Here is a 21,164-nt window from a genome sequence, read left to right as displayed (position 1 = left end):
AACGCCTGAGCGGCGCGCCTGGTGACCCCCCGTGCGGGCGGTCGCCAGGTCCGCGTGCCCGCACCCGCCACCCACGGAAGAAGAGTGAAGGACAGACATGGCGAACTACACCGCCGCTGACATCAAGAAGCTCCGCGAGATCACCGCGGCCGGGATGCTCGACGTCAAGAAGGCGCTCGACGAGGCCGACGGGGACCTCGACAAGGCCCAGGAGATCCTGCGCGTCAAGGGCCTCAAGGGCGTGACGAAGCGTGAGGGCCGCACGACGTCCAACGGTCTCGTCGCGGCCGCCACGTCCGACGGCGTGGGCACGCTCGTCGAGGTCCTCTGCGAGACCGACTTCGTCGCGAAGGGTGAGCGCTTCGGCGCCCTGGCCCAGCAGGTCCTCGACCAGGCGGTCGCCGCCGAGGCCGCGGATGCCGAGTCCCTCCTCTCGAGCACCCTCCCGGAGGGGCAGACCGTCAAGGAGCTCCTCGACGCGGCCAACGCGACGATCGGCGAGAAGATCGAGGTCAAGCGGGTCGCCCGCCTCGAGGGTCCGGTCGTCCAGTCCTACCTGCACAAGACGAGCCCCGACCTCCCGGCGCAGATCGGCGTCCTCGTCGCCGTCGAGGGCGGCGACGCCCAGACGGTCAAGGACGTCGCGATGCACATCGCCGCGTTCGCGCCGTCGGCCCTCACCAGGGAGGAGATCCCGGCCGAGACCGTCGAGAACGAGCGCCGGCTCGCCGAGGCCACCGCCAAGGAGGAGGGCAAGCCGGAGGCCGCCCTGCCTCGCATCATCGAGGGCCGCGTCAACGGCTACTTCAAGGAGAACGTCCTCCTCGAGCAGGCCCACGCCAAGGACCCGAAGAAGACGGTCGGCAAGGTCCTCGACGAGAACGGCGCGACGGCGCTCGCGTTCGCCCGATTCCGCGTCGGCGCCTGACCCGACTCCACACCGCGACCGGCCGGAGGTTATCGCTGGTTACCTCGACTCCGGGGGTGCTGCGCCGGTCGAGGTAGGTGATGACCGTCTGAGCGTCGCTGGATACCTCCACTCCCAGGGTGCCCTGTCGGGTCGAGGTAGGTGCTGACCGGGCGGGCGTCTCTGGTTACCTCGACTCCCGGGGTGCTCCGGTCGGGCGAGGTATGCGCTGACTGAGCGTCGCTGGTTACCTCGACTCCGGGACGCCCTGCCCAGTCGAGGTATGTGGTGACCGGGCGGGCGTCGCTGGTTACCTCGACTCCCCGGGTTGTTGCGCCGGTCGAGGTATGTGGTGAACGTCGGAGCGTCGCTGGATACCTCCACTCCCAGGACGCCCTGCCCGGTCGAGGTAGGTGCTGACCGTGGGAGCATCGCTGGTTACCTCGACTCCCAGGGTGCCCTGTCGGGTCGAGGTATGTGGTGACCGTCGGAGCGTCCCTGGTTACGTCGACTCCCGGGGTGCTCCGGTCGGGCGAGGTATGCGCCGACTGAGCGTCGCTGGTTACCTTGATTCCGGGACGCCCTGCCCAGTCGAGGTATGTGGTGACCGGGCAGGCGTCGCTGGTTACCTCGACTCCCCGGGTTGTTGCGCCGGTCGAGGTATGTGGTGACCGGGCGGGCGGCTCTGGTTACCTCGACTTCTGGGATGCTGCGCCGGTCAAGGTAGGTGGTGACTGTCGGAGCGTCGCTGGATACCTCCATTCCCAGGGTGCCCCGTCGGGTCGAGGTATGTGGTGGCCGGGTGGGCGTCGCTGGTTACCTCGACTCCCCGGGTTGTTGCGCCGGTCGGGGTATCTCCGCCCGGTCGAGGTAGGTGCTGACCGTGGGAGCGTCGCTGGATACCTCCATTCCCGGGACGCCCTGTCGGGTCGAGGTATGTGGTGACCGTCGGAGCGTCCCTGGTTGCGTCGACTCCCGGGGTGCTCCGGTCAAGGTAGGTGGTGACTGTCGGAGCGTCGCTGGTTACCTCCACTCCCGGGGTGCTCTGCGCGGTCGAGGTATGTGGTGACCGGGCGGGCGTCGCTGGGTACCTCGACTCCCGGGACGCCTTGCCCAGTCGAGGTATGTGGTGATCGTCGGAGCGTTCCTGGGTACCTCGACCGGAGGATCAGCGGACGCGACCGAGGTGGAGGGCGGCATAGAGGACCGCCGCGACCGTCTCGCCGTCACGGATCGTGCCGTCCGCGACCATCGACAGCACCGTGGTGAACGGGACGGCGCGCACCGACGAGATGCCCTCCTCGAGAGCTCCAGGTGCCGGGGGGATCCCGATCTCCGCATCGTCGGTCGCTTCACCAGCGTCACCCGCATCGGAGGGATCATCGGCATGACGGGTCTCGAACGCCACGGAGCGGACCTCGTCCCCGGCGGCGCGGACGTCATCCCCGGTGGCGCGGACGTCATCCCCGGTGGAGCGGACATCATCCCCGGCGGCGCGGACGTCATCCCCGGTGGAGCGGACCTCGTCCCCGGCGGCGCGGACGTCATCCCCGGTGGAGCGGATATCGCCCCCGGCGGAGCGGACATCGCCCCCGGTGGAGCGGACAGTGCCCGCCACGGCGCGCACATCGTCCCCCACCTCGTGCGGCTCGGCCGTCGAGTCGCCGGCTGAGCGGCGGAGGCCGGTGGCGAGGAAGACGATCTCCGGCGCACGCGATACACCGTTCAGGGCCTCCATCCGGCCGATGGGGGTCCATGAGGAGGCGACGAACCCCGTCTCCTCGAGCAGTTCCCGCCGGGCCGCGACGAGTGGCTCCTCCCCGTCGGTGCCGCCCGCCGGAACCTCCCACGAGGGGCCGACCGTGTGGCGGTCGATCTCGACGAGGAGGACCTCCTCGGCGTCGGTGAGGGCGACGACGAACACCGCGGGCTGCCGCACCTCGATGACCCCGAAGAGCCCGGGCCGGCCGTCCGGCGTGAGGACGCGGTCCTCGATGACCCGGATCCACCGGTTCTCGTAGGCGACGCGGGAGGAGGTGACGGGCCACGGCATACCGTCATTGTGGCGGGGTGGGCTTCGACCGACGGCGCCGCCCGAGCACGGCGATCGCGGACCCGAGGACGAAGCACCCCACGGCGACCGCGCGGAACGGCCGCGGGTCGAGGATGTCCTCGCACACCTGCTCCGCCCCGATGGTGCGACAGCCGCTGACCGGACCCTCGGCATTCGCGAGCGCCATGAGCAGGAAGGGGTATGCCGCGGCCGCGACGACGATGCCGGCCGCCACGCCGCGACCACCCGTCCACAGCAGGATCGCGACGAGGCCCAGCGCGACGGGGAGCACGAAGGGGCCGATCGTCAACATCCCGGCGACCGACAGGAGCCCGAGGAGCGCGGCGACGGTCCAACCGAGGCGCCGCGCGACGCGGCCGGTCACGATGGCGCCTGGGGCATCGCGTGGCCGGCGCCGAGAACGGTCGCGACAGCGCCGACCCGGTCGGCGAGGGCGTGGATGCGGGAGCGATCTCCCTCGACGAGGGCGAGCAGCTCCAGGCCGAGGACGCCGGCCACGAGCGCGTGGGCGACGTCGGCGGTAGGCAACAGCGCGCCGAGCGGATGGGATGCCGCCACGCGCTCGACGGCCTCGCGGGTCAGCTCCTCCCACGGGGCCAGCCGCTCCGCGACCCGGCCGGAGAGCCCGGGAACCGCGCGCGAGCCGGCGACCAGCTCGAGGAGGACGACGACGTGCCCCGCCGCGAGGTCCTCGGCGACGACCCGGCGACCCGCGGCGAGGAGGCCCTCGAACGTCGTCGCGTCGCAGAGGGCCGTGCCGTATGCCGCGAGGTGCCGCTCGCTGACCTCGTCGAGCGCCGCGAGGAGCAGCTCCGGGACGGACCCGAAGTGGTAGAAGACCTGGCTCGGGGGACGGTTCGCCCGGTCGGCGATCTCCCGGGCCGTCGCGCCGACGAACCCGACGTCGCGGAGGGCGGCGATGGCCGCCGAGATGAGTGCGTTCCGGGTCGCGACGGTGCGGGGGTCGGGCGACCGACGAGCTCGGGCGACGGGCATACCTGCCTCCTTCCGAGCCCGACCTGGAGTGGACCGGCCGCCGAACAGGTCGGCATCGTGGGTGAGCTCCATAGTCGACCATATGATTCGATCAACAAGTCGAAATATACTCTCGCGGGGTCCCGTCGTCGAGAGCCACGGATGACGGCGCTCCACCGGGGTCGTGCCGTCGACCAGCACCGTCGTGGCCCGCCCGGCTCCCCGAGATCCCCGCAGGTGTGCGAGGATCGACCCGGCCACGAGCCGGTACCACCAGGAGGAGACGCCCCGTGACGGACAGCCCCACGAACGCCCATAGCTACGAACGGGTTCTGCTCAAGCTCTCCGGGGAGGTGTTCGGCGGGGGGACGACGGGGGTCGACCCCGACGTCGTCCGGGGGATCGCCCACCAGATCGCGGCCGCTGTCCGGGAGGGCACGCAGGTCGCGATCGTCATCGGTGGTGGCAACTTCTTCCGGGGTGCCGAGCTGCAGCAGCGCGGCATGGACCGGACGCGCGCCGACTACATGGGGATGCTGGGAACGGTCATGAACTGCCTCGCCCTCCAGGACTTCCTGGAGAAGGAGGGCATCGAGACGCGCGTCCAGACGGCCATCACGATGGGGCAGGTCGCCGAGCCCTACATCCCGCGCCGCGCGATCCGGCACCTGGAGAAGGGTCGCGTCGTCATCTTCGGGGCAGGAGCGGGTATGCCGTACTTCTCGACCGACACGGTGAGCGCCCAGCGCGCCCTGGAGATCAAGTGCGATGTCGTCCTTATGAGCAAGAACGGCGTGGACGGCGTCTACGACTCCGACCCGCGCATCAACCCCGACGCGCAGAAGATCGACACGCTGACCTTCGACGAGGCGATCCAGCGTGGTCTGCGGGTCGTCGACCAGGCGGCGTTCAGCCTCTGTCACGACAACAAGCTGCCGATGGTCGTCTTCGGGATGGAGGGGGACGGCGCGATCCACGACGCGCTGCGCGGCGAGCACGTCGGCACGCTCGTCATCCCCTGAGCCTCTCGCGGCTGCCCGGGGCCGCCGCATCCTCGGAGATCCGAGGCTCTTGAGGTAGTCCTGGCGTCTCCCAGCGGGTCCGCTGTCCCCGCGGTATGCCATTTGAGAGACTGACGGGTGAACCCCGCGCGCCCGGGCCTCCGCCCACGGCACACGTCCCTCGAGGAGACATGACCAGATGATCGACGACACCCTGCTCGACGCCGAGCTGAAGATGGAGAAGGCCGTCGAGGTCGCCAAGGAGGACTTCGCCGGGATCCGCACCGGCCGGGCGCACCCGGGCATGTTCAACAAGGTGACGGTGGACTACTACGGCTCCCCGACGCCGCTGCAGCAGCTCGCGTCGTTCCAGACGCCGGAGGCGCGAACGGTCCTCATCTCGCCCTACGACAAGTCGGCCATGCCGGCCATCGAGAAGGCCGTGCGGGACTCCGACCTCGGCATCAACCCGAGCAACAACGGCAACGTGATCCGCTGCATCCTGCCCCAGCTGACCGAGGAGCGCCGCAAGGAGTACATCCGGATGGCGCGCAGCCAGGCGGAGGAGGCCCGCGTGTCGATCCGCAACGTCCGACGGCACGCGAAGGACGCCATCGACCGGCTCGTCAAGGACGGCGAGGTCGGCGAGGACGAGGGCACCCGAGCCGAGAAGGAGCTCGAGGTGACGACGAGGCGGCACGTCGACCAGATCGACGACCTGCTCAAGCACAAGGAGGCCGAGCTCCTCGAGGTCTGACCTCGACCGGGCGACGACATGGCCTCCGCCGACACCGACAGCGCGAGCGAGCCGGACGCGGGCTCGCCGTCGGCCCGTCCGTCGCAGGGTCCGCGATCGGTCGAGCCACCGGGGAACGCGTCGGCCGATGCGCCGACGTCGGACGCGCCGGACGGCCCCGTCGATGCGGCGCCCGGCTCCCCGTCGCGGGCCGGCCGGAACCTGCCGCAGGCGATCGGCGTGGGCGTCGGTCTCGGTGCCCTGGTCGTCCTCTCCCTCGCCTTCCACCGGCAGCTGTTCGCGGTCGTCATGGCGGCCGCGATCCTCGTCGGGGTCTGGGAGCTGCACCGCGCCTTCGCGACCGTGCACATCAAGGTGGCCGTCGTCCCGCTCGCCGCGGGTTGCCTGTCCATGATCGCCAGCGCGCTCTACCGCGGCGCCGAGAGCCTCATCCTCACCTTCGGCCTCACCTGCATCGCGGTCCTCGTCTGGCGGATGGCCGACGGTGTCGTCGGTGCCGCGCGCGACGTCATGGGGTCCCTCTTCGTCGCCGTCTACCCGTGCTTCCTCGCCGGCTTCCCCGCGCTCATGCTCGCCAAGGACGACGGCCACTGGCGGATCGTCCTGTTCATCCTCGTGACGGTCTGCTCCGACGTCGGCGGCTACGCGGCGGGGGTCCTGTTCGGCAAGCATCCCATGGCGCCGTCGGTCAGCCCGAAGAAGTCGTGGGAGGGCTTCGGCGGCTCGATGGTGCTCTCGGCCGTCGCCGGAGCCCTCGGCATCCGGCTCATGCTCGACGGCCTCTGGTGGCAGGGTGTCGTTCTCGGCGCCGTCGTCGCCGTCGCCGCGACGCTCGGTGACCTCGCCGAGTCGCTCATCAAGCGCGACCTCGGGATCAAGGACATGGGGACGATCCTCCCGGGCCACGGAGGGATCATGGACCGGCTCGACTCGCTCATCATCTGCGCGCCGGTCACCTGGGCGCTCCTCGTCTGGTTCGTCCCGAACGGCTGATCATCGATGACCGACCTGCCCACCCCGACGACGCGACCCGCCCCCGGCGCCCTGACCTTCAACGCTCCCCGCCGCGGGAAGCCGCCGCGCCACCTCGCCGACCTCACCCCTCCCGAGCGCAAGGCCGCGCTGGAGGCCATGGGGCACAAGGGTTTCCGTGCCAAGCAGCTGTCGACCCACTACTTCGAGCGTCTCGTCGAGGATCCGGCGGACATGACGGACCTTCCCGCGGCGCTCCGTGACGACCTCGTCCGGGAGCTCCTGCCGACGCTCGTCACGCCCGTCCGCACGCTCACGGCCGACGAGGGCGCGACCGTGAAGTCGGTGTGGCGGCTCTTCGACGGCGCCCTCGTCGAGTCCGTCCTCATGCGCTACCCGCGCCGGGTCACCGTATGCATCTCGAGCCAGGCCGGCTGCGGCATGAACTGCCCGTTCTGCGCGACGGGCCAGGAAGGTCTGACGAGGAACCTCTCGACGGCCGAGATCGTGGAGCAGGTCGTGTATGCCGCGCGCCGGCTGCGCCGGGGCGAATTCGCCGCCGCGTCACCCCAGCTGGGCGGAGCCGAGCTCGGCGAGACGGACGATGCAGGGTCCGAGGCGGCCGGTCCGACGCGGATCAGCAACGTCGTCTTCATGGGCATGGGCGAGGCGCTCGCCAACTACCGGGCGGCGATCGGCGCCATCCGCCGGCTCACCGATCCCACGCCCGACGGGCTCGGCATGTCGGCGCGCGGCATCACGATGTCGACGGTCGGCCTCGTCCCCGGCATCGACCGCCTCGCCGGCGAAGGCATACCCGTGACCCTCGCCCTCTCGCTCCACGCCCCGGACGACGAGCTGCGTGACGAGCTGGTCCCCATCAACACCCGGTGGAAGGTCGACGAGGCGATCGACGCCGCCCGCCGCTACTACGAGACGACCGGGCGCCGGGTGTCGATCGAGTACGCCCTCATCAAGGACGTCAACGACCAGGCCTGGCGGGCCGACCTGCTCGCCGACAAGCTCAACGCCCGCGGGCGCGGCTGGGTCCACGTCAACCCGATCCCGCTCAACCCGACCCCGGGATCCCGGTGGACCGCGTCCCGGCGCGGGGTCGAGCAGCAGTTCGTCGAGCACCTGCGGGGTCACGGCATCCCGACGACGGTCCGCGACACCCGCGGGTCGGAGATCGACGGTGCCTGCGGCCAGCTCGCCGCCGCGACCGCCTGAGCTGGCGACGGACGCACTGAGTGGACGGAGTAGTTGCGTCCGGACGGAGTAGTTCCTCCGTCCGGACGCAACTACTCCGTCCACAGCGATCGGCTCCGTCCACAGCGATCGGCTCCGTGGGTAACGATCCGCTCCGTCGGCTGCGATCGGCCCCGTCGGCTGCGATCGGCTCCGTCGGCTGCGATCGGCTCCGTCGGCTGCGATCGGCTCCGTCCGGACCGCCCGAGTCCCCCGAACCCGGGCGGACCCCTCTGCGGGCGGGGTGGCACGATCGATGGCATGAGCGACACCGCCGCCCTGGCACGCGAGCTCCTCCGGCTGCATACCGATCCCGAGCTGCTCACCGTCGTCAACGTGTGGGACGCGACGTCCGCCCGTGTCGTCGCGGGCGTCCCCGGCACGAAGGCGCTCGCCACTGCGAGCTACTCCGTCGCGGCCTCCCGCGGATACGAGGACGGCGAGCGCATCCCCGTCGCGGAGATGATCGAGGAGGTCCGACGCGTCGTCGCCGCCGTCGACCTCCCCGTCACGGCCGACCTCGAGGGCGGGTACGGCGACGCGGCCGAGACCGTCCGCCGGGCGATCGCCGTCGGGGCCGTCGGCGCGAACATCGAGGACCAGATGAAGCCGCTCGTCGAGGCGGCGACCCAGGTCGAGGCGGTCATGTCCGCGGCCGCCTCCGCCGGTGTGCCCGACTTCGTCCTCAACGCCCGCACCGACGCCTTCCTCCGAGCGGGCGACCGCGACCCCGCGGACGTCCTCGAGGAGGCGACGGAACGCGGCCGAGCCTTCCTCGACGCCGGCGCACCGGTCGTCTTCGTGCCCGGCCGGCTCGACGAGGCACAGGTCAGCCACCTCGCCGAGGCCTTCGGGCCACAGCGGCTCACCCTCCTCGCCGTCCCCGGCAGCATCTCGTTGGCCCGGATGGCCGAGATCGGGGTCGCGCGCGTCTCCTACGGCCCGTGGTCCCAGCGGGTGGCGCTCACCGCGCTTGCCGGCCTCGTCGAGGACGTCCACGCCGGCGGTGGCATACCCGACGGGACGCGCGTCCTCACCTGACGGTCCTGCGGCCGGCTCGCCGCCGCGAGAGTCACCAGACGGACGGAGAAGTTGCCTCCGGACGGAGCAACTCCTCCGTCCGCACGCAACTTCTCCGTCCAGACCGAGCGCGGGGTGGACGACGGTGGGGACACCGAGCGAAGTGTCGCCGACCGCGGCTCGGACCGGGGGAGCGCTCAGGCGGAGAGTGCCTGGACCGCCTCGTCCGGGTCGTCGACGAGGTGGATCGCCTCCTCCATCGGGCGGCCCCGCGCGAGGAGGCGCACCGCCTCCCAGACCGGCACCGTCCGCGTCCAGTGCTCGCGGCCGAGGAGGACGAGTCGCGGGAGCGGCTGGTCGGCCGTGGCGTAGAAGAGCGGGGTGACGGCCTGGAAGACCTCCTGCACGGTGCCGGCCGCGCCCGGCATGACGACGATCCCGGTCGTGCAGCGGGCGAGGAGGCCGTCCTCGCGCAGGGCGTTGGAGAAGTACTTCGCGATGCCGTCGCAGAAGACGTTCGGCGGCTCGTGGCCGTAGAACCACGTCGGGACCCCGATGGACCGGGCGCGGCGCCGCCCGTCCCGTCGACCGTCGAGGTCGGCACGGACCCGCAGCCCCAGCTCGGCCCAGGCCGTGACGTCGGGTCGGAAGCGGGGGACGGCGCGAAGCGTGACCACCGCCTCCTCGAGGGCCTCCGGTGTGGAGGCGTAGGCGCCGAGGTTGGCCGCCTCCATCGCGCCCGGGCCGCCACCGGTCAGGACGACCCGGCCGGTCGCGGAGAGGGCGTGCCCGAGACGGGCCGTCGCGGCATACGCCTCATCGGCGCGGGTGAGCGCATGACCGCCCATGACGCCGACGACGTCGCGACCCTCGAGGACCTCGTCGAGCGCGTCGGTGACCGAGTCGTCGTGGATGGCCCGCAGCAGGGTCGTGTAGACGTCGGCGTCGAGGACGGCGGTCGTCGCCCAGGCGTACGCACGGGCGTCGCAGGTCGCGGCATACCCCTGGTCCAGGCCCGCGTAGAGATCCTTCGGGAGGTAGAGGCGCGGCCGGTAGACGTCGACGGGGATGTCCTGCGCCGGCGGGAAGACGATGCCTCCGTGCCGTCGCAGGTGGGCGAGGACCCGGGGCGGGACGGTGCCGCCGAGGACGACGAGACCCTCGACATCGTCGCGGGCGAGGAGCGCGTCGGCGACGGGGGTGAGGTCGAGGTCCTGGATCCGGACGTCACGGAGGGTGGCCGAGGAGGCGAGCAGACGCACGAGGGCCGACGGCGTGCGGATCTCGCGCGCCGCGCGCCGGCGCCGCCGCCCGACCCGGACGTCGCCGCGGGTCCGCGGCCGGAGGAGGGGGCCGGGTGGCTCCGGGACGCCGACATCGACCATGTCCGCACTGTATGCCGAGGGCTCCGCGAGCCCATCGACGAGCGGCTGACCTGCGGCGATGCGATGAGGAGACCGATTGCCCGGTATGCGGGCGTATGGGTCTGCAATACGCCGGAAACCGATGACGAAGTTGTGAGAATGCTGTGTGAGCCACGTCATACATCGCTAGCGTGCGCTCCACTCCCGCCGTCCCCAGGCGGGGTGTGGAGAGGAGCACGGACCATATGAAACGCGTTGTCTGGGTGGCATCAGCAGCCACCGCACTCATCGCCGTCCCGGGGGCGGCCTCCGCGACCACGGCGGCCCGCACACCGACGCCGATCGTGAGGTCGCATACCGTCGCGGCACCCTTCAACCTCGACGTCCACGCGTCGACGGTGTACGTCGCCGACGGCGGCCTCAACCTCGTCGGCACCCTGACCAAGGGCGGGTCGATCGCCCCCGTCGCGAAGAATCAGCCGGGCGCCTCGGGCGTCGCGCTCTCCGGGGACTCGCGGTACCTCGCCTTCACGACGACGGTCACCGACGAGGCCACCTTCGAGAACACCAGGAGCGGGGTGTGGCTCTGGGGCCCACGTGGCTCACGGACGTTCGTCAACACGCTGGCATACGAGAAGCGGCACAACCCCGACAAGGTGAACCACTACGGCATCGACCACCCGAGCGCGTGCGTGCGCAAGGCGTTCCAGGCCGCCGGATTCCCCGTGTCCTACAAGGGTCTCGTCGACTCCCATGCCTATTCCGTCGCCGCCGTCGGCAACGGCTGGGTCGTGGCCGACGCCGGTTCCAACACGCTGTGGAGCGTCTCGCGGAGCGGCGCGATCCGCACCCTGTCGGTCCTGCCGCCGCAGCCGACGGTCGTCACCGCCGGCATGGCCTCGGCGCTCGGGCTCCCCTCGTGCGTCGCGGGCGTCAGGTATGCCTTCGAGGCGGTTCCGACGGACGTCGAGGTGGGCCGTGACGGGTACCTCTACGTGACGACGCTCCCCGGAGGACCGGAGAGCCCGGTCCTCGGGGCCCGCGGCGCGGTCTACAAGGTCGACCCGAGGACCGGGAAGTCCTCCGTCGTCGCGACCGGCTTCCTCGGTGCCACGAACCTGGCGATCGGGAACCAGGGCCAGATCTACGTGGCGGAGCTGTTCGCGGGGAAGATCTCCGTCGTCCGCCACGGTCGGACCTCGACCTTCGTGTCGCTGCCCGGCGTCGTCGCCGTCGAGTCCGGCCGGAGCGGCGCGGTCTGGGCGGGGACCCTCGGTGACGAGACCTCGGGTGCGCCCGGGACGATCGTCGAGATCACCCGCGGCGGCGCGAAGCACACCGCCGCGGTCCTCACCCGGTAGCGCCATCCGGACGCGATCCGGTATGCCGTCCGCCCGCGCCGGTATGCGGCGCGCCCGCGCCGCGCGGTAGCGCCCGGGCATCGACCGATCGACGGGCCCGGCTCCTTCTCCGCGAAGGGGCCGGGCCCGCTGGCTCGCATGGTGCCAGCTCTGCTCGGGTCGGGAGATCGGTGGGTCTCGGGAGGGTGCGTCAGGACGGTGGCGGGCCCGCTCGGGTCCGGATCGGTCGGTCTCGGGGAAAGGGTCGGGGAGGGCTCGGGCGCGGGGACGGTGCCGGGCCTGCTCGGGTCGGGAGATCGGTGGGTCTCTGGGAGGGCTCGGGCGCCAGGGATGGTGCCGGACCCGCTCGGGTCGGGAGGCGACGGCATACTCGGGTCGCATGGAGTCCTACTCACGTGACGGCCTGCGGTTCCCGGTGCGCGACGACGGCCCGCGGGACGGTGAGGTGGTCGTCCTCCTCCACGGCTTCCCCCAGGGACCGAGCGCCTATGACGACGTCGTGCCCCGTCTCCATGAGGCGGGGCTGCGCACGCTCGTGCCCACGCTGCGCGGGTACGCCCGGTCCAACCGGCCCGCCGCTCGAGCGGCGTATTCGACCGAGGAGACGACAGCGGACGTCGTCGCCCTCCTCGACGTGGCGGGGGTGGAGAAGGCGCACATCGTCGGTCACGACTGGGGGGCCGCCCCGGCCTGGGCGGTCGCGGCGTGGCGTCCCGACCGGGTTCGAACCCTCACCGCTCTGTCCACACCGCACCCCGCCGCGATGCGCCAGGCCATCCGCAGGAGCCGCCAGGCGCTCCGGTCGTGGTACATGGCCTTCTTCCAGATCCCGTGGCTGCCCGAGTACGTCGCCGGTCCGACCTTGCGACGCACCCTCGAGGGCAGCGGTCTTCCCGCGGCCCATGTCGAGGAGTACGTCCGGGCGATGCGGCAGCCCGGTGCCCTGTCGGGTGCGCTCGGCTGGTACCGAGGTGTCCCGCATACCAAGCGCCCGGTGGGGCGGATCACCGTGCCGACGACCTACCTCTGGGGGAACGCCGACCCCTACCTCGCCCGGGCGTCCGCCGAGCTGACCGCCACACGGGTCGCGGCCGACTACCGGTTCGTCGAGCTCGACGAGGGGCACTGGCTGCCCGAGAAGCGGCCCGCCGAGGTCGCCGACGCCGTCCTCGCCATGCGCTGACCGTCCCCCGCCTCGGCAGGTGTGGGCTTTCCGTGGTCGGATCGCGGGGATGGCCACGACAACCCCGCACGTGCCGGTTTCCGCCTCGGCAGGTGTGAGCTTTCCGTGGTCGGATTGCGGGGGTGGCCACGACAACCCCGCACGTGCCGGTTGGCGCCTCGGCAGGTGTGAGCTTTCCGTGGTCGGATCGCGGGGGTGGCCACGACAACCCCGCACCTGCCCAAGCACGCCGCGCGCGCGTCGAGGACGACGCGACGGACCCTTGTGGGGAAGCTGGCCAGCGTCATAGCTCTGGCCAGCTTCCCCACAAGGGCTCGAGGAACTCCACGCCCGGCCTGACGGGCGCGGCCGGCCACCCGGGCGTCCACCCTCTGTCGTGAGGATGAGGCGACCCAGCACCCCCCGCACGTGCCGAGTTGTTGCTGTCGGGAACGCGAAATGGCGACATCTTCTCGGCACGTGCGAAAGCGTCCCCGCACGTGCCGAGTTGTTGCTGTCGGGAACGCGCAATGGCGACATCTTCTCGGCACGTGCGAGAAGTGGCAGCCGAGAGGTGGCAGCCGAGAGGTGGCCGCCGAGCGGCACAGCCCGGGCGAGCGGCGAGGATCCGCGTCAGTGGGCGGTGAGGCGGGCGAGGGCTCGCCCGAGGAGCGCCGGCCGGCCGGTGATCCGCTCCTCGCGGTCGGCGGCGGACGCGAGTCGCAGGCCGGCGTTGACACCGAGCCAGCGCAGCGGCTCGGGCTCCCATGCGGGGGAGCGGTGCCCGACCCACGGGAGCTGCGTGACGGGCGACGGTATGCCGCGGATCAGGTCGGCGAGGGTCCGCCCCGCGAGGTTCGTCGCGGCCACGCCGTCGCCGACGTAACCGCCGGCCCACCCGACGCCCGCGGACTCGTCGTAGCCCACCGACGGGTGCCAGTCGCGGGCGATCCCGAGCGGGCCACCCCAGGCGTGGGTGAACTCGGCGCCGTCGAGGTGGGGGAGCAGGTCGCGCAGGAACGTCCGGAGCGTCTCGAAGACCGACGGATCCTCGTCGAAGGCCGGCCGGATGCCGCTCGCCCAGTGGTAGGGGGCACCGCGGCCGCCGAAGGCGATCCGGTCGTCGGCGGTGCGCTGGCCGTACACGATGACGTGGCCGTGGTCGCTGAAGGTCTCCCGGTCGCGGAGCCCGATCGCGTCCCACACGGGTGTGGGCAGCGGCTCGGTGGCGACCATGAGCGAGTACACGGGGGCGACTCGACGGCGCAGGCCGGGCAGCCGGGCCGTCCAGGCCTCCGTCGCCCGGACGACCTTCGCGGCCCGGACGAGCCAGCCGCCGGCGACCCGGACGAGCGGGGCGTCGATGCTCGTCACCCGGCGGCCCTCGGCGACGGTCACCCCACGCCGGCGGACGACGGCGGCGAGGCCGTCCGCGAGGTGCCGGGGCTGGATCCGGGCGCAGTGCGGGTTGTAGGTCGCGCCCTCCACCCGTGTCCCGGCGAGCCGCTCGGTGGCCTCCGCCGCCGAGAGCCACACCGTGCCGTCGCCCCACGAGGCGCCGTGCCCGGCATACGCGCGAGCTCGTCGGGCCTGCGCGGATCCGCGGGCGAGGCAGAGGGTTCCGCCCTTGGCATACCCGCAGTCGATGCCCTCGGCTCCGGCCACCCGCCCCACCTCGTCGACGGTGTCCTGGAGCGCCGCCTGGAGGGCGAGCGCCGCGGCGCGGCCGTGCTCCGCCGCGATGACGTCCATGGAGACGGGCCACAGTCCCGAGACCCACCCGCCGTTGCGTCCGCTCGCGCCGAAGCCGACGTGCTCCGCCTCGAGGACGAGGATGCGCAGCGACGGCTCGGCGACGGCGAGGTAGTAGGCGGTCCACAGCCCCGTGAACCCGCCACCGACGATGCAGACGTCGACCTCCCGGGGCAGGGGCTCGGTGCCGCGGGAGGCCGGGACCGGTGCGCCGTCCCACCACAGCGGGTGCGGCGCAACGGTCGTCACAGGTGCTTCTCGGCCTCGGTGAGCACGCTGCGCAGGCGCCGCTCGATCTCGGTGAACTCCGCGGGCCCCATCGTGAGCGGCGGTGACAGCTGGACGACCGGGTCTCCGCGGTCGTCGGCCCGGCAGTAGATGCCGGCGTCGAAGAGCGCCTTGGAGAGGAACCCGCGCAGCAGGCGCTCGGACTCCTCCTCGTCGAAGGTCTCGCGGGTCTCCTTGTCCTTGACCAGCTCGATGCCGTAGAAGAAGCCCGCCCCGCGGACGTCGCCGACGAGCGGCAGGTCGAGGAGCTGCTCGAGGGTGCGGCGGAAGACCGGCGCGTTCTCCTTGACGTGGTCGTTGAGACCCTCCCGCTCGAAGACGTCGAGGTTGGCCATCGCGGCGGCGCAGGACACCGGGTGCCCACCCCACGTGTAGCCGTGGGCGAAGTAGTTCGTCCCCTTCCGGAACGGCTCGAAGAGCCGGTCGCTCGCGACCATGAGCCCGAGCGGCGCGTACCCGGAGGTGATCCCCTTCGCCGTCGTGATGATGTCCGGCTGGTAGCCGAAGTCCGTGCAGGCGAACATCGACCCGATCCGTCCGAAGGCGCAGATCGTCTCGTCGGACACGAGGAGGACGTCGTACTCGTCACAGATCTCCCGGACCCGCTCGAAGTACCCGGGCGGCGGCGGGAAGCAGCCGCCGGAGTTCTGGACCGGCTCGAGGAAGACGGCGGCGACCGTGTCGGGGCCCTCGAACTCGATGGCCTCGGCGATCCGGTCGGCCGCCCACTGCCCGAACGCCTTCTCGTCGTCGCGCAGGTTCTCCGGCGCGCGGTAGAGGTTGGTGTTCGGGACCTTGAAGGTGCCGGGGACGAGCGGCTCGAAGGGGATCTTCGCGTCCGGTATGCCGGTGATGGACAGGGCGCCCTGGGGGGTGCCGTGGTATGCGACCGCCCGGCTGATCACCTTGTGCTTGGTCGGCCGTCCGGTCAGCTTGAAGTACTGCTTGGCGAGCTTCCACGCGGTCTCCACGGCCTCGCCGCCACCCGTCGTGAAGAAGACGCGGTTGAGGTCGCCGGGGGCGTTCGCCGCGAGGCGTTCGGCGAGCTCGATGGCGCGCGGGTGGGCATACGACCACAGGGGGAAGAAGGCGAGCTCCTTGGCCTGCTTGGCCATCGCCTCGGCGATCTCCTCGCGGCCGTGGCCCACGTTGACGACGAAGAGGCCGGCGAGACCGTCGAGGTACTCGTTGCCACGGTCGTCCCAGACGCGGAATCCCTCGCCGCGCGTGATGATCGGCACGGCGTGACCGAGTCCGCCGTCGCCGGGGTCCTCGAACGTGGAGTGCCTGGTGAAGTGCATCCACAGGTGGTCGCGGGCCGCGTCGGACAGGCGGGCCCCGGTGGGGGTGCGCAGGTCGGAGCTCGGCTCCCACACGTCGGTCGGGTTGAGTGTCATCGAGTACCCCAGTTGTAGTGCTGCTTGTTCAGTTTCAGATAGACGAACGTCTCGGTGGACGCGACCCCCGGGAGGGTGCGGATCCGTCGGGTCAAGAGGTCGAGGAGCTCCTCGTCGTCCTCGCAGACGACCTCGGCGAGCAGGTCGAAGCTGCCCGCCGTCGTCACGACGTAGGCGACCTCCGGCATCGCGCTCAGCGCGTCCCCCACGGGGGTGAGGTCCCCGTCGACGCGCAGCCCGATCATCGCCTGGCGCCGGAAGCCCACCTGGAGGGGGTCGGTGACGGCGACGATCTGCATGACGTCCGCGTCGAGGAGGCGCTGGACCCGCTGGCGGACCGCCGCCTCCGACAGGCCGACCCGCTTGGCGATCGTCGCGTACGACTGGCGCCCGTCGGCCTGCAGCTCCTCGATGATGGCCTTCGCGACGTCGTCGAGTCGCACGTCGGGCCGGGAGTCGACGACGGGGACCTGGCGTGTCGTGCCGGTGACGGCACGAGAGCGCGACACCGACCTCGTCATGGCACTCATGGTGCCGTGGCTTCGCGTGAAGCGCAAGTGCAAGGTCGACTGATTCCGTCGCCGGATCGGGAAATCCGCAACTGTTTCGATAGTTTTTTTCGCTTCACCTGTTGTGATCAGTGCATCTGGCACTACAGTGCGACCTACGAATACCGTGCCGTGCGACGCTGCACGCCAGGTCCAGCGACCGCGAGACCACCCTGAAGGAGACGCCCCAGTGGCCACATCCGACGACAAGAACCTCGCCTTCCGGGCCACCCTGGCCCGGGGGCTCGTGAGCCGGCGCAGCTTGATGGCGGGCGCGGGCGGACTCGGCCTCGCGGCGCTCACCGGCTGCGGAATCCAGGGCCGCAACCCCGGTGGCGGCACGGCCGCGACGACTCCCGTGGCCAAGGCCGCCGAGGACCGGTCGGCCACCGAGAAGATCATCAACTGGAGCAACTGGCCCGAGTACATCGACGTCGACGACAAGACGCAGCGCCATCCGAGCCTCGACACCTTCACCAAGCGATACGGCATCAAGGTGAACTACACCGAGGACTACAACGACAACGACGAGTTCTACGCGAAGGTCCGGCCCCTCCTCGCGGCGAACAAGGACACGGGCCGTGACACGTGGTGCTCGACGGACTGGATGGTCGCCCGCCTCATCCGCCAGGGGTACGTCCAGAAGCTCACCCTCGCGAACATCCCCAACCACGCGAACATCGAGGACTCGCTCGTCACCGTCGAGTTCGACCCCGGCCGGCTGTACTCGATGCCGTGGCAGAGCGGCTTCGCCGGCATCGCATACAACCCGAAGGCCACCGGCGGCAAGAAGGTGACGACCGTCGACCAGCTCCTCACCGACCCGGCGCTCAAGGGCAAGGTCACCCTCCTCACCGAGATGCGCGACACGGTCGGTCTCGTCATGCTCGCGATGGGCAAGGACATCACCGACTTCACCGACGCCGACTTCATGGCGGCCATCGACGAGATCAAGAAGGCCAAGGACGCGGGCCAGATCAAGGGCTTCACCGGCAACGAGTACGGCAAGCCGCTCAGCTCCGGTGACACCGCGGCCTGCTTCGCCTGGACCGGGGACGTCGTCCAGCTCCAGGCGGACAACCCCTCCCTCGGGTACTCCCTGCCGCCGACCGGCTGCACCCTCTGGTCGGACAACTTCGTCATCCCCGCGCTCGCCCAGCACAAGGCGAACGCCGAGAAGCTCATCAACTACTACTACGAGCCGGAGGTCATGGCCAAGGTGGTCGACTACGTCAACTACATCTCACCCGTGCGCGGGACGAAGGCGATCCTCGAGCGCATCGACCCCGATGTGGCCAACAACCCCCTCATCGTGCCGAACGCGAAGACGCTGTCGATGGCGCACGTGTTCCGGGGGCTCACCTCCGCCGAGGAGACGAAGTACTCCCAGGCCTTCTCCGAGCTGACGGCCGGCTGATGGCGACCGGCGGCATGACCGAGGACCTGCGCCTCGTCGGGATCAGCAAGCAGTTCGAGACCTTCACCGCCGTCCACCCGATGGACCTCGAGGTTCCCGGTGGCAGCTTCTTCGCCCTCCTCGGCCCGTCCGGGTGCGGCAAGACGACGACCCTGCGGATGGTGGCCGGTCTCGAGGAGCCGACGGGCGGGCGGATCCTCATCGGCGAGAAGGACATCACCTCCACGAAGGCATACCAGCGCAATGTCAACACCGTCTTCCAGTCGTATGCGCTGTTCCCGCACATGACGATCCTCGACAACGTCGCCTTCGGGCTGAAGCGGCGTGGCGTCAAGGGTGCGAACGCCGCCGCCCAGGAGGCGCTCGACCTCGTCCAGCTCTCCCAGGTGGCGGGCAAGAAGCCGGCTCAGCTGTCCGGGGGTATGCAGCAGCGCGTCGCCCTCGCCCGCGCGATCGTCAACCGGCCCGACGTCCTCCTCCTCGACGAGCCGCTCGGTGCCCTCGACCTCAAGCTGCGCCGGCAGATGCAGATCGAGCTCAAGCGGATCCAGTCCGAGGTCGGCCTCACCTTCATCCACGTCACCCACGACCAGGAGGAGGCGATGACGATGGCCGACTCCATCGCCGTCATGAACGGCGGCCGGATCGAGCAGCTCGCCGACCCGGCGACGCTCTACGAGCGGCCCGCCTCGACGTTCGTCGCGAACTTCCTCGGCCAGTCCAACCTCCTCCAGGCCCGGATCAACGGTTTCGGCGCCGACGGGGTCGCCCTCGCCCAGACCCACGGCCAGGACGTCCTCGTCGCCGGTGACAACGTGCCCGACGGCATCCAGGACGTGTGGATCGGGGTCCGCCCGGAGAAGCTCCGGCTCGGCGAGGCCGGCCGCAACCGGCTGGACGGCGTCGTCACCGACGCGTCGTTCACCGGCGTGGCGACCCAGTACCTCATCCGGATGCCGTGGGGCTTCGAGGTCATGCTCGTCCAGCAGAACGACGGCTCGGCCCGGGCCCAGGTCGGCGAGAACGTCGTCGTCTCATGGGACCCCGGTCACGAGTTCGTCCTCGACCAGCACCAGGCGGGGGACGCCGGCGTGGGGCTCGGCGATGACTGAGGCGACGGCGGAGACGCTCGCCGGCACGAGCACCCCGTCGGCCCGACCCGCGCCGCGACGGCGACGCAGGATCAACTGGGTGCCCTACGCGCTCCTCGCGCCCGGCCTGCTGTGGCTCATCATCTTCTTCGTCGCGCCGATGATCACGACGCTGTCGACGTCGCTCCAGGAGGGCAACGTCGACGACGGCTTCGTCTTCACCGGCAACGTCGCGATCTACTGGGACGCGCTCCACGCATACTGGCCGCAGCTGGTCCGCTCCCTCGTGTATGCGGGGACGGCCACCGTCCTCTCCCTCCTCCTCGGCTACCCGCTCGCCTACTACATCGCATCGCGGAGGGGCCGTGCGAAGAACGTCCTGCTCGTCCTGGTCATCGCGCCCTTCTTCACGAGCTTCCTCATCCGGACGATGGCCTGGCAGTCGATCCTCGCGAGCGACGGCGGACTCCTCGTCAAGGTCCTCGGCTGGCTTCACCTCACGTGGCTCTTCGACGCGTTCGGCAACGTCCTGCAGTTCCTCCACCTGTCGCCGAACGGGGAGATCCTCTACTCGCCGTGGGCGGTCATCTGGGGCCTCACGTACAACTTCCTGCCCTTCATGATCCTGCCCCTCTACACCTCCCTCGACCGGCTCGACGGTCGGCTCCTCGAGGCGGCGAGGGACCTGTATGCCACGCCGCGCGACACCTTCCGGTTCGTCACCTGGCCGATGTCCCTGCCCGGGGTCGTGTCCGGGACGCTGCTCACCTTCATCCCGGCGGCGGGCGACTACATCAACAGCCGACTGCTCGGCAACACGCAGACGGTGATGATCGGCCAGGTCATCGACAGCCAGTTCCTCCGGGTCCTCGACTATCCGCTGGCCTCGGCGTTGTCCTTCGTCCTGCTCGTCCTCATCCTCGCCCTCGTCACGATCTACGTCCGCAAGGCGGGCACCGAGGAGTTGGTGTGACCATGCGCTGGTTCCGCAAGCACCTGCTGACCTTCGCGGCGATGATCACCCTGACGATCCTGCTCGTCCCCAACCTCGTCGTCGCGATCTACTCCTTCAACAAGCCCGACGGCCGCTTCAACTACCGCCTGACGAAGTTCTCCCTCGACGCCTGGCTGCATCCCTGTGGCACACCGGGGATCTGCCAGTCGCTCGGGCTGTCCCTGAGGATCGGGATCACGGCGTCGATCGCGGCGACGATCCTCGGAACGATGATCGCCTTCGCGCTGGGCCGCCACCGATTCCACGGTCGCTCGGCGACGAACCTGCTCATCTTCATGCCGATGGCCACGCCCGAGGTCGTCATGGGCTCGAGCCTGCTCGCGCTCTTCCTCAACATCGGGATGTCGACGGGCCGGACGGCGATCCTCATCGCCCACATCATGTTCTGCCTCAGCTTCGTCGTCGTCGCCGTCAAGGCGCGCGTCGCGACGCTCGACCCGCGCCTGGAGGAGGCGGCCGCCGACCTCGGGTCGACTCCGGTCTCGACGTTCCTGCGGATCACCCTGCCGCTCGCCGCTCCCGGCATCGCGGCCGGCGCGCTCCTCGCGTTCTCGCTCAGTTTCGACGACTACATCATCACCAACTTCAACGCGAGCCCGGACTCGATCACCTTCCCCATGTACGTCTGGGGCGCCGCGCAGCGGGGGACGCCGGTTCAGATCAACGTCATCGGCACGATCATGTTCCTCGTCTCGGTCCTCGTCGTCGTCGGTGGCCAGCTCATCGCGACGCGCCGGGCCCGGGCCGCTGCTGCGGGCTAGGTCCTCCGCTGAACCACGGGGCCGCCGACCGGGCGGGCATGACGCCCGGTCGGC

19 protein-coding genes are annotated in these 21,164 nt (G+C 70.8%); 12 read left to right on the top strand and 7 right to left on the bottom strand.

From position 1 onward, the window contains the following. Nucleotides 1-97: 97 nt before the first annotated feature. On the top strand, nucleotides 98-928 hold the full coding sequence (tsf, locus tag BN12_RS11355; RefSeq protein WP_048552555.1) for a translation elongation factor Ts: 831 nt from the start codon (nucleotides 98-100) through the stop codon (nucleotides 926-928). A gap of 1,147 nt (nucleotides 929-2,075) precedes the next feature. Here tsf and BN12_RS26595 read toward each other — a convergent pair. Genes BN12_RS26595 through BN12_RS11340 form a run of 3 tightly spaced genes read right to left on the bottom strand, consistent with a single transcriptional unit; the run spans nucleotide 2,076 to nucleotide 3,977 of the window. Continuing rightward, on the bottom strand, nucleotides 2,076-2,960 hold the full coding sequence (locus tag BN12_RS26595) for an NUDIX domain-containing protein (protein WP_327152651.1): 885 nt from the start codon (nucleotides 2,958-2,960) through the stop codon (nucleotides 2,076-2,078). Between the two features lie 4 nt (nucleotides 2,961-2,964). Next, the gene (locus BN12_RS11345; RefSeq protein WP_048552553.1) at nucleotides 2,965-3,345 is read right to left on the bottom strand and encodes a hypothetical protein; all 381 of its coding nucleotides are present in this window, start codon (nucleotides 3,343-3,345) and stop codon (nucleotides 2,965-2,967) included. Further along, the gene (locus BN12_RS11340; protein ID WP_048552551.1) at nucleotides 3,342-3,977 is read right to left on the bottom strand and encodes a TetR/AcrR family transcriptional regulator; all 636 of its coding nucleotides are present in this window, start codon (nucleotides 3,975-3,977) and stop codon (nucleotides 3,342-3,344) included. Before BN12_RS11340 ends, BN12_RS11345 begins: the two co-directional genes overlap by 4 nt. Nucleotides 3,978-4,246: 269 nt before the next feature. On the opposite strand from BN12_RS11340, the gene pyrH reads away from it, so the two are divergent. From pyrH to BN12_RS11315, 5 genes are all read left to right on the top strand, one after another. Continuing rightward, nucleotides 4,247-4,978, top strand: a complete 732-nt coding sequence (gene pyrH, locus BN12_RS11335; RefSeq protein WP_048552548.1) for a UMP kinase — start codon at nucleotides 4,247-4,249, stop codon at nucleotides 4,976-4,978. Nucleotides 4,979-5,156: 178 nt separating this feature from the next. Further along, nucleotides 5,157-5,714, top strand: a complete 558-nt coding sequence (gene frr / locus BN12_RS11330) for a ribosome recycling factor (RefSeq protein WP_048552546.1) — start codon at nucleotides 5,157-5,159, stop codon at nucleotides 5,712-5,714. Between the two features lie 18 nt (nucleotides 5,715-5,732). Further along, on the top strand, nucleotides 5,733-6,707 hold the full coding sequence (locus BN12_RS11325) for a phosphatidate cytidylyltransferase (protein WP_048552542.1): 975 nt from the start codon (nucleotides 5,733-5,735) through the stop codon (nucleotides 6,705-6,707). A 6-nt stretch (nucleotides 6,708-6,713) separates the two neighbouring features. Then, a complete protein-coding gene (gene rlmN / locus BN12_RS11320) occupies nucleotides 6,714-7,916 on the top strand; it encodes a 23S rRNA (adenine(2503)-C(2))-methyltransferase RlmN (RefSeq protein ID WP_048552541.1) in 1,203 nt (400 codons plus the stop codon). A 279-nt stretch (nucleotides 7,917-8,195) separates the two neighbouring features. Then, entirely contained in the window at nucleotides 8,196-8,975 is a 780-nt protein-coding gene (locus tag BN12_RS11315; protein WP_048552539.1) for an isocitrate lyase/PEP mutase family protein, read from the top strand. Between the two features lie 176 nt (nucleotides 8,976-9,151). On the opposite strand, the gene BN12_RS11310 is transcribed toward BN12_RS11315, so the two are convergent. Continuing rightward, on the bottom strand, nucleotides 9,152-10,339 hold the full coding sequence (locus tag BN12_RS11310) for an LOG family protein (protein ID WP_083454588.1): 1,188 nt from the start codon (nucleotides 10,337-10,339) through the stop codon (nucleotides 9,152-9,154). A gap of 224 nt (nucleotides 10,340-10,563) precedes the next feature. Here BN12_RS11310 and BN12_RS11305 point away from each other — a divergent pair, with 224 nt between their 5' ends. Together BN12_RS11305 and BN12_RS11300 are read left to right on the top strand one after the other, a co-directional pair. Further along, nucleotides 10,564-11,679 carry a ScyD/ScyE family protein gene (locus BN12_RS11305; RefSeq protein WP_048552538.1) on the top strand — a complete coding sequence of 372 codons (1,116 nt, stop codon included), beginning with the start codon at nucleotides 10,564-10,566 and terminating at the stop codon, nucleotides 11,677-11,679. A 379-nt stretch (nucleotides 11,680-12,058) separates the two neighbouring features. Beyond that, on the top strand, nucleotides 12,059-12,862 hold the full coding sequence (locus BN12_RS11300; RefSeq protein WP_048552536.1) for an alpha/beta fold hydrolase: 804 nt from the start codon (nucleotides 12,059-12,061) through the stop codon (nucleotides 12,860-12,862). 612 nt (nucleotides 12,863-13,474) lie between these two features. On the opposite strand, the gene BN12_RS11295 is transcribed toward BN12_RS11300, so the two are convergent. Genes BN12_RS11295 through BN12_RS11285 form a run of 3 tightly spaced genes read right to left on the bottom strand, consistent with a single transcriptional unit; the run spans nucleotide 13,475 to nucleotide 16,799 of the window. Next, on the bottom strand, nucleotides 13,475-14,842 hold the full coding sequence (locus BN12_RS11295) for an NAD(P)/FAD-dependent oxidoreductase (RefSeq protein WP_083454587.1): 1,368 nt from the start codon (nucleotides 14,840-14,842) through the stop codon (nucleotides 13,475-13,477). After that, nucleotides 14,839-16,278: an aspartate aminotransferase family protein gene (locus tag BN12_RS11290; RefSeq protein WP_048552534.1), complete on the bottom strand. Its 1,440-nt coding sequence runs from the start codon at nucleotides 16,276-16,278 to the stop codon at nucleotides 14,839-14,841. Before BN12_RS11290 ends, BN12_RS11295 begins: the two co-directional genes overlap by 4 nt. Further along, complete coding sequence (locus tag BN12_RS11285) at nucleotides 16,275-16,799, bottom strand: Lrp/AsnC family transcriptional regulator (protein ID WP_083454586.1); 525 nt, start codon at nucleotides 16,797-16,799, stop codon at nucleotides 16,275-16,277. The genes BN12_RS11290 and BN12_RS11285 overlap by 4 nt, the downstream gene beginning before the upstream one ends. Before the next feature lie 217 nt (nucleotides 16,800-17,016). On the opposite strand from BN12_RS11285, the gene BN12_RS11280 reads away from it, so the two are divergent. The 4 genes from BN12_RS11280 to BN12_RS11265 are packed head-to-tail and all read left to right on the top strand — an operon-like array spanning nucleotide 17,017 to nucleotide 21,110. After that, nucleotides 17,017-18,243, top strand: coding sequence for a polyamine ABC transporter substrate-binding protein (locus BN12_RS11280; RefSeq protein WP_048552531.1), 1,227 nt, complete (start codon nucleotides 17,017-17,019; stop codon nucleotides 18,241-18,243). Between the two features lie 14 nt (nucleotides 18,244-18,257). After that, nucleotides 18,258-19,355, top strand: coding sequence for an ABC transporter ATP-binding protein (locus tag BN12_RS11275; protein ID WP_083454989.1), 1,098 nt, complete (start codon nucleotides 18,258-18,260; stop codon nucleotides 19,353-19,355). Continuing rightward, nucleotides 19,348-20,307 (top strand): ABC transporter permease, encoded by a 960-nt coding sequence (locus BN12_RS11270; protein WP_048552525.1) that lies wholly within the window; start codon nucleotides 19,348-19,350, stop codon nucleotides 20,305-20,307. Before BN12_RS11275 ends, BN12_RS11270 begins: the two co-directional genes overlap by 8 nt. 2 nt (nucleotides 20,308-20,309) lie before the next feature. Next, the gene (locus BN12_RS11265) at nucleotides 20,310-21,110 is read left to right on the top strand and encodes an ABC transporter permease (protein WP_048552523.1); all 801 of its coding nucleotides are present in this window, start codon (nucleotides 20,310-20,312) and stop codon (nucleotides 21,108-21,110) included. Nucleotides 21,111-21,164: the final 54 nt, after the last annotated feature.

Source organism: Nostocoides japonicum T1-X7 (assembly GCF_001046855.1).
GTDB classification, from domain to species: domain Bacteria; phylum Actinomycetota; class Actinomycetes; order Actinomycetales; family Dermatophilaceae; genus Nostocoides; species Nostocoides japonicum.
The sequence above is the reverse complement of the archived record's forward strand: the minus strand, read 5'-3'. Positions and strand labels throughout refer to the sequence as shown.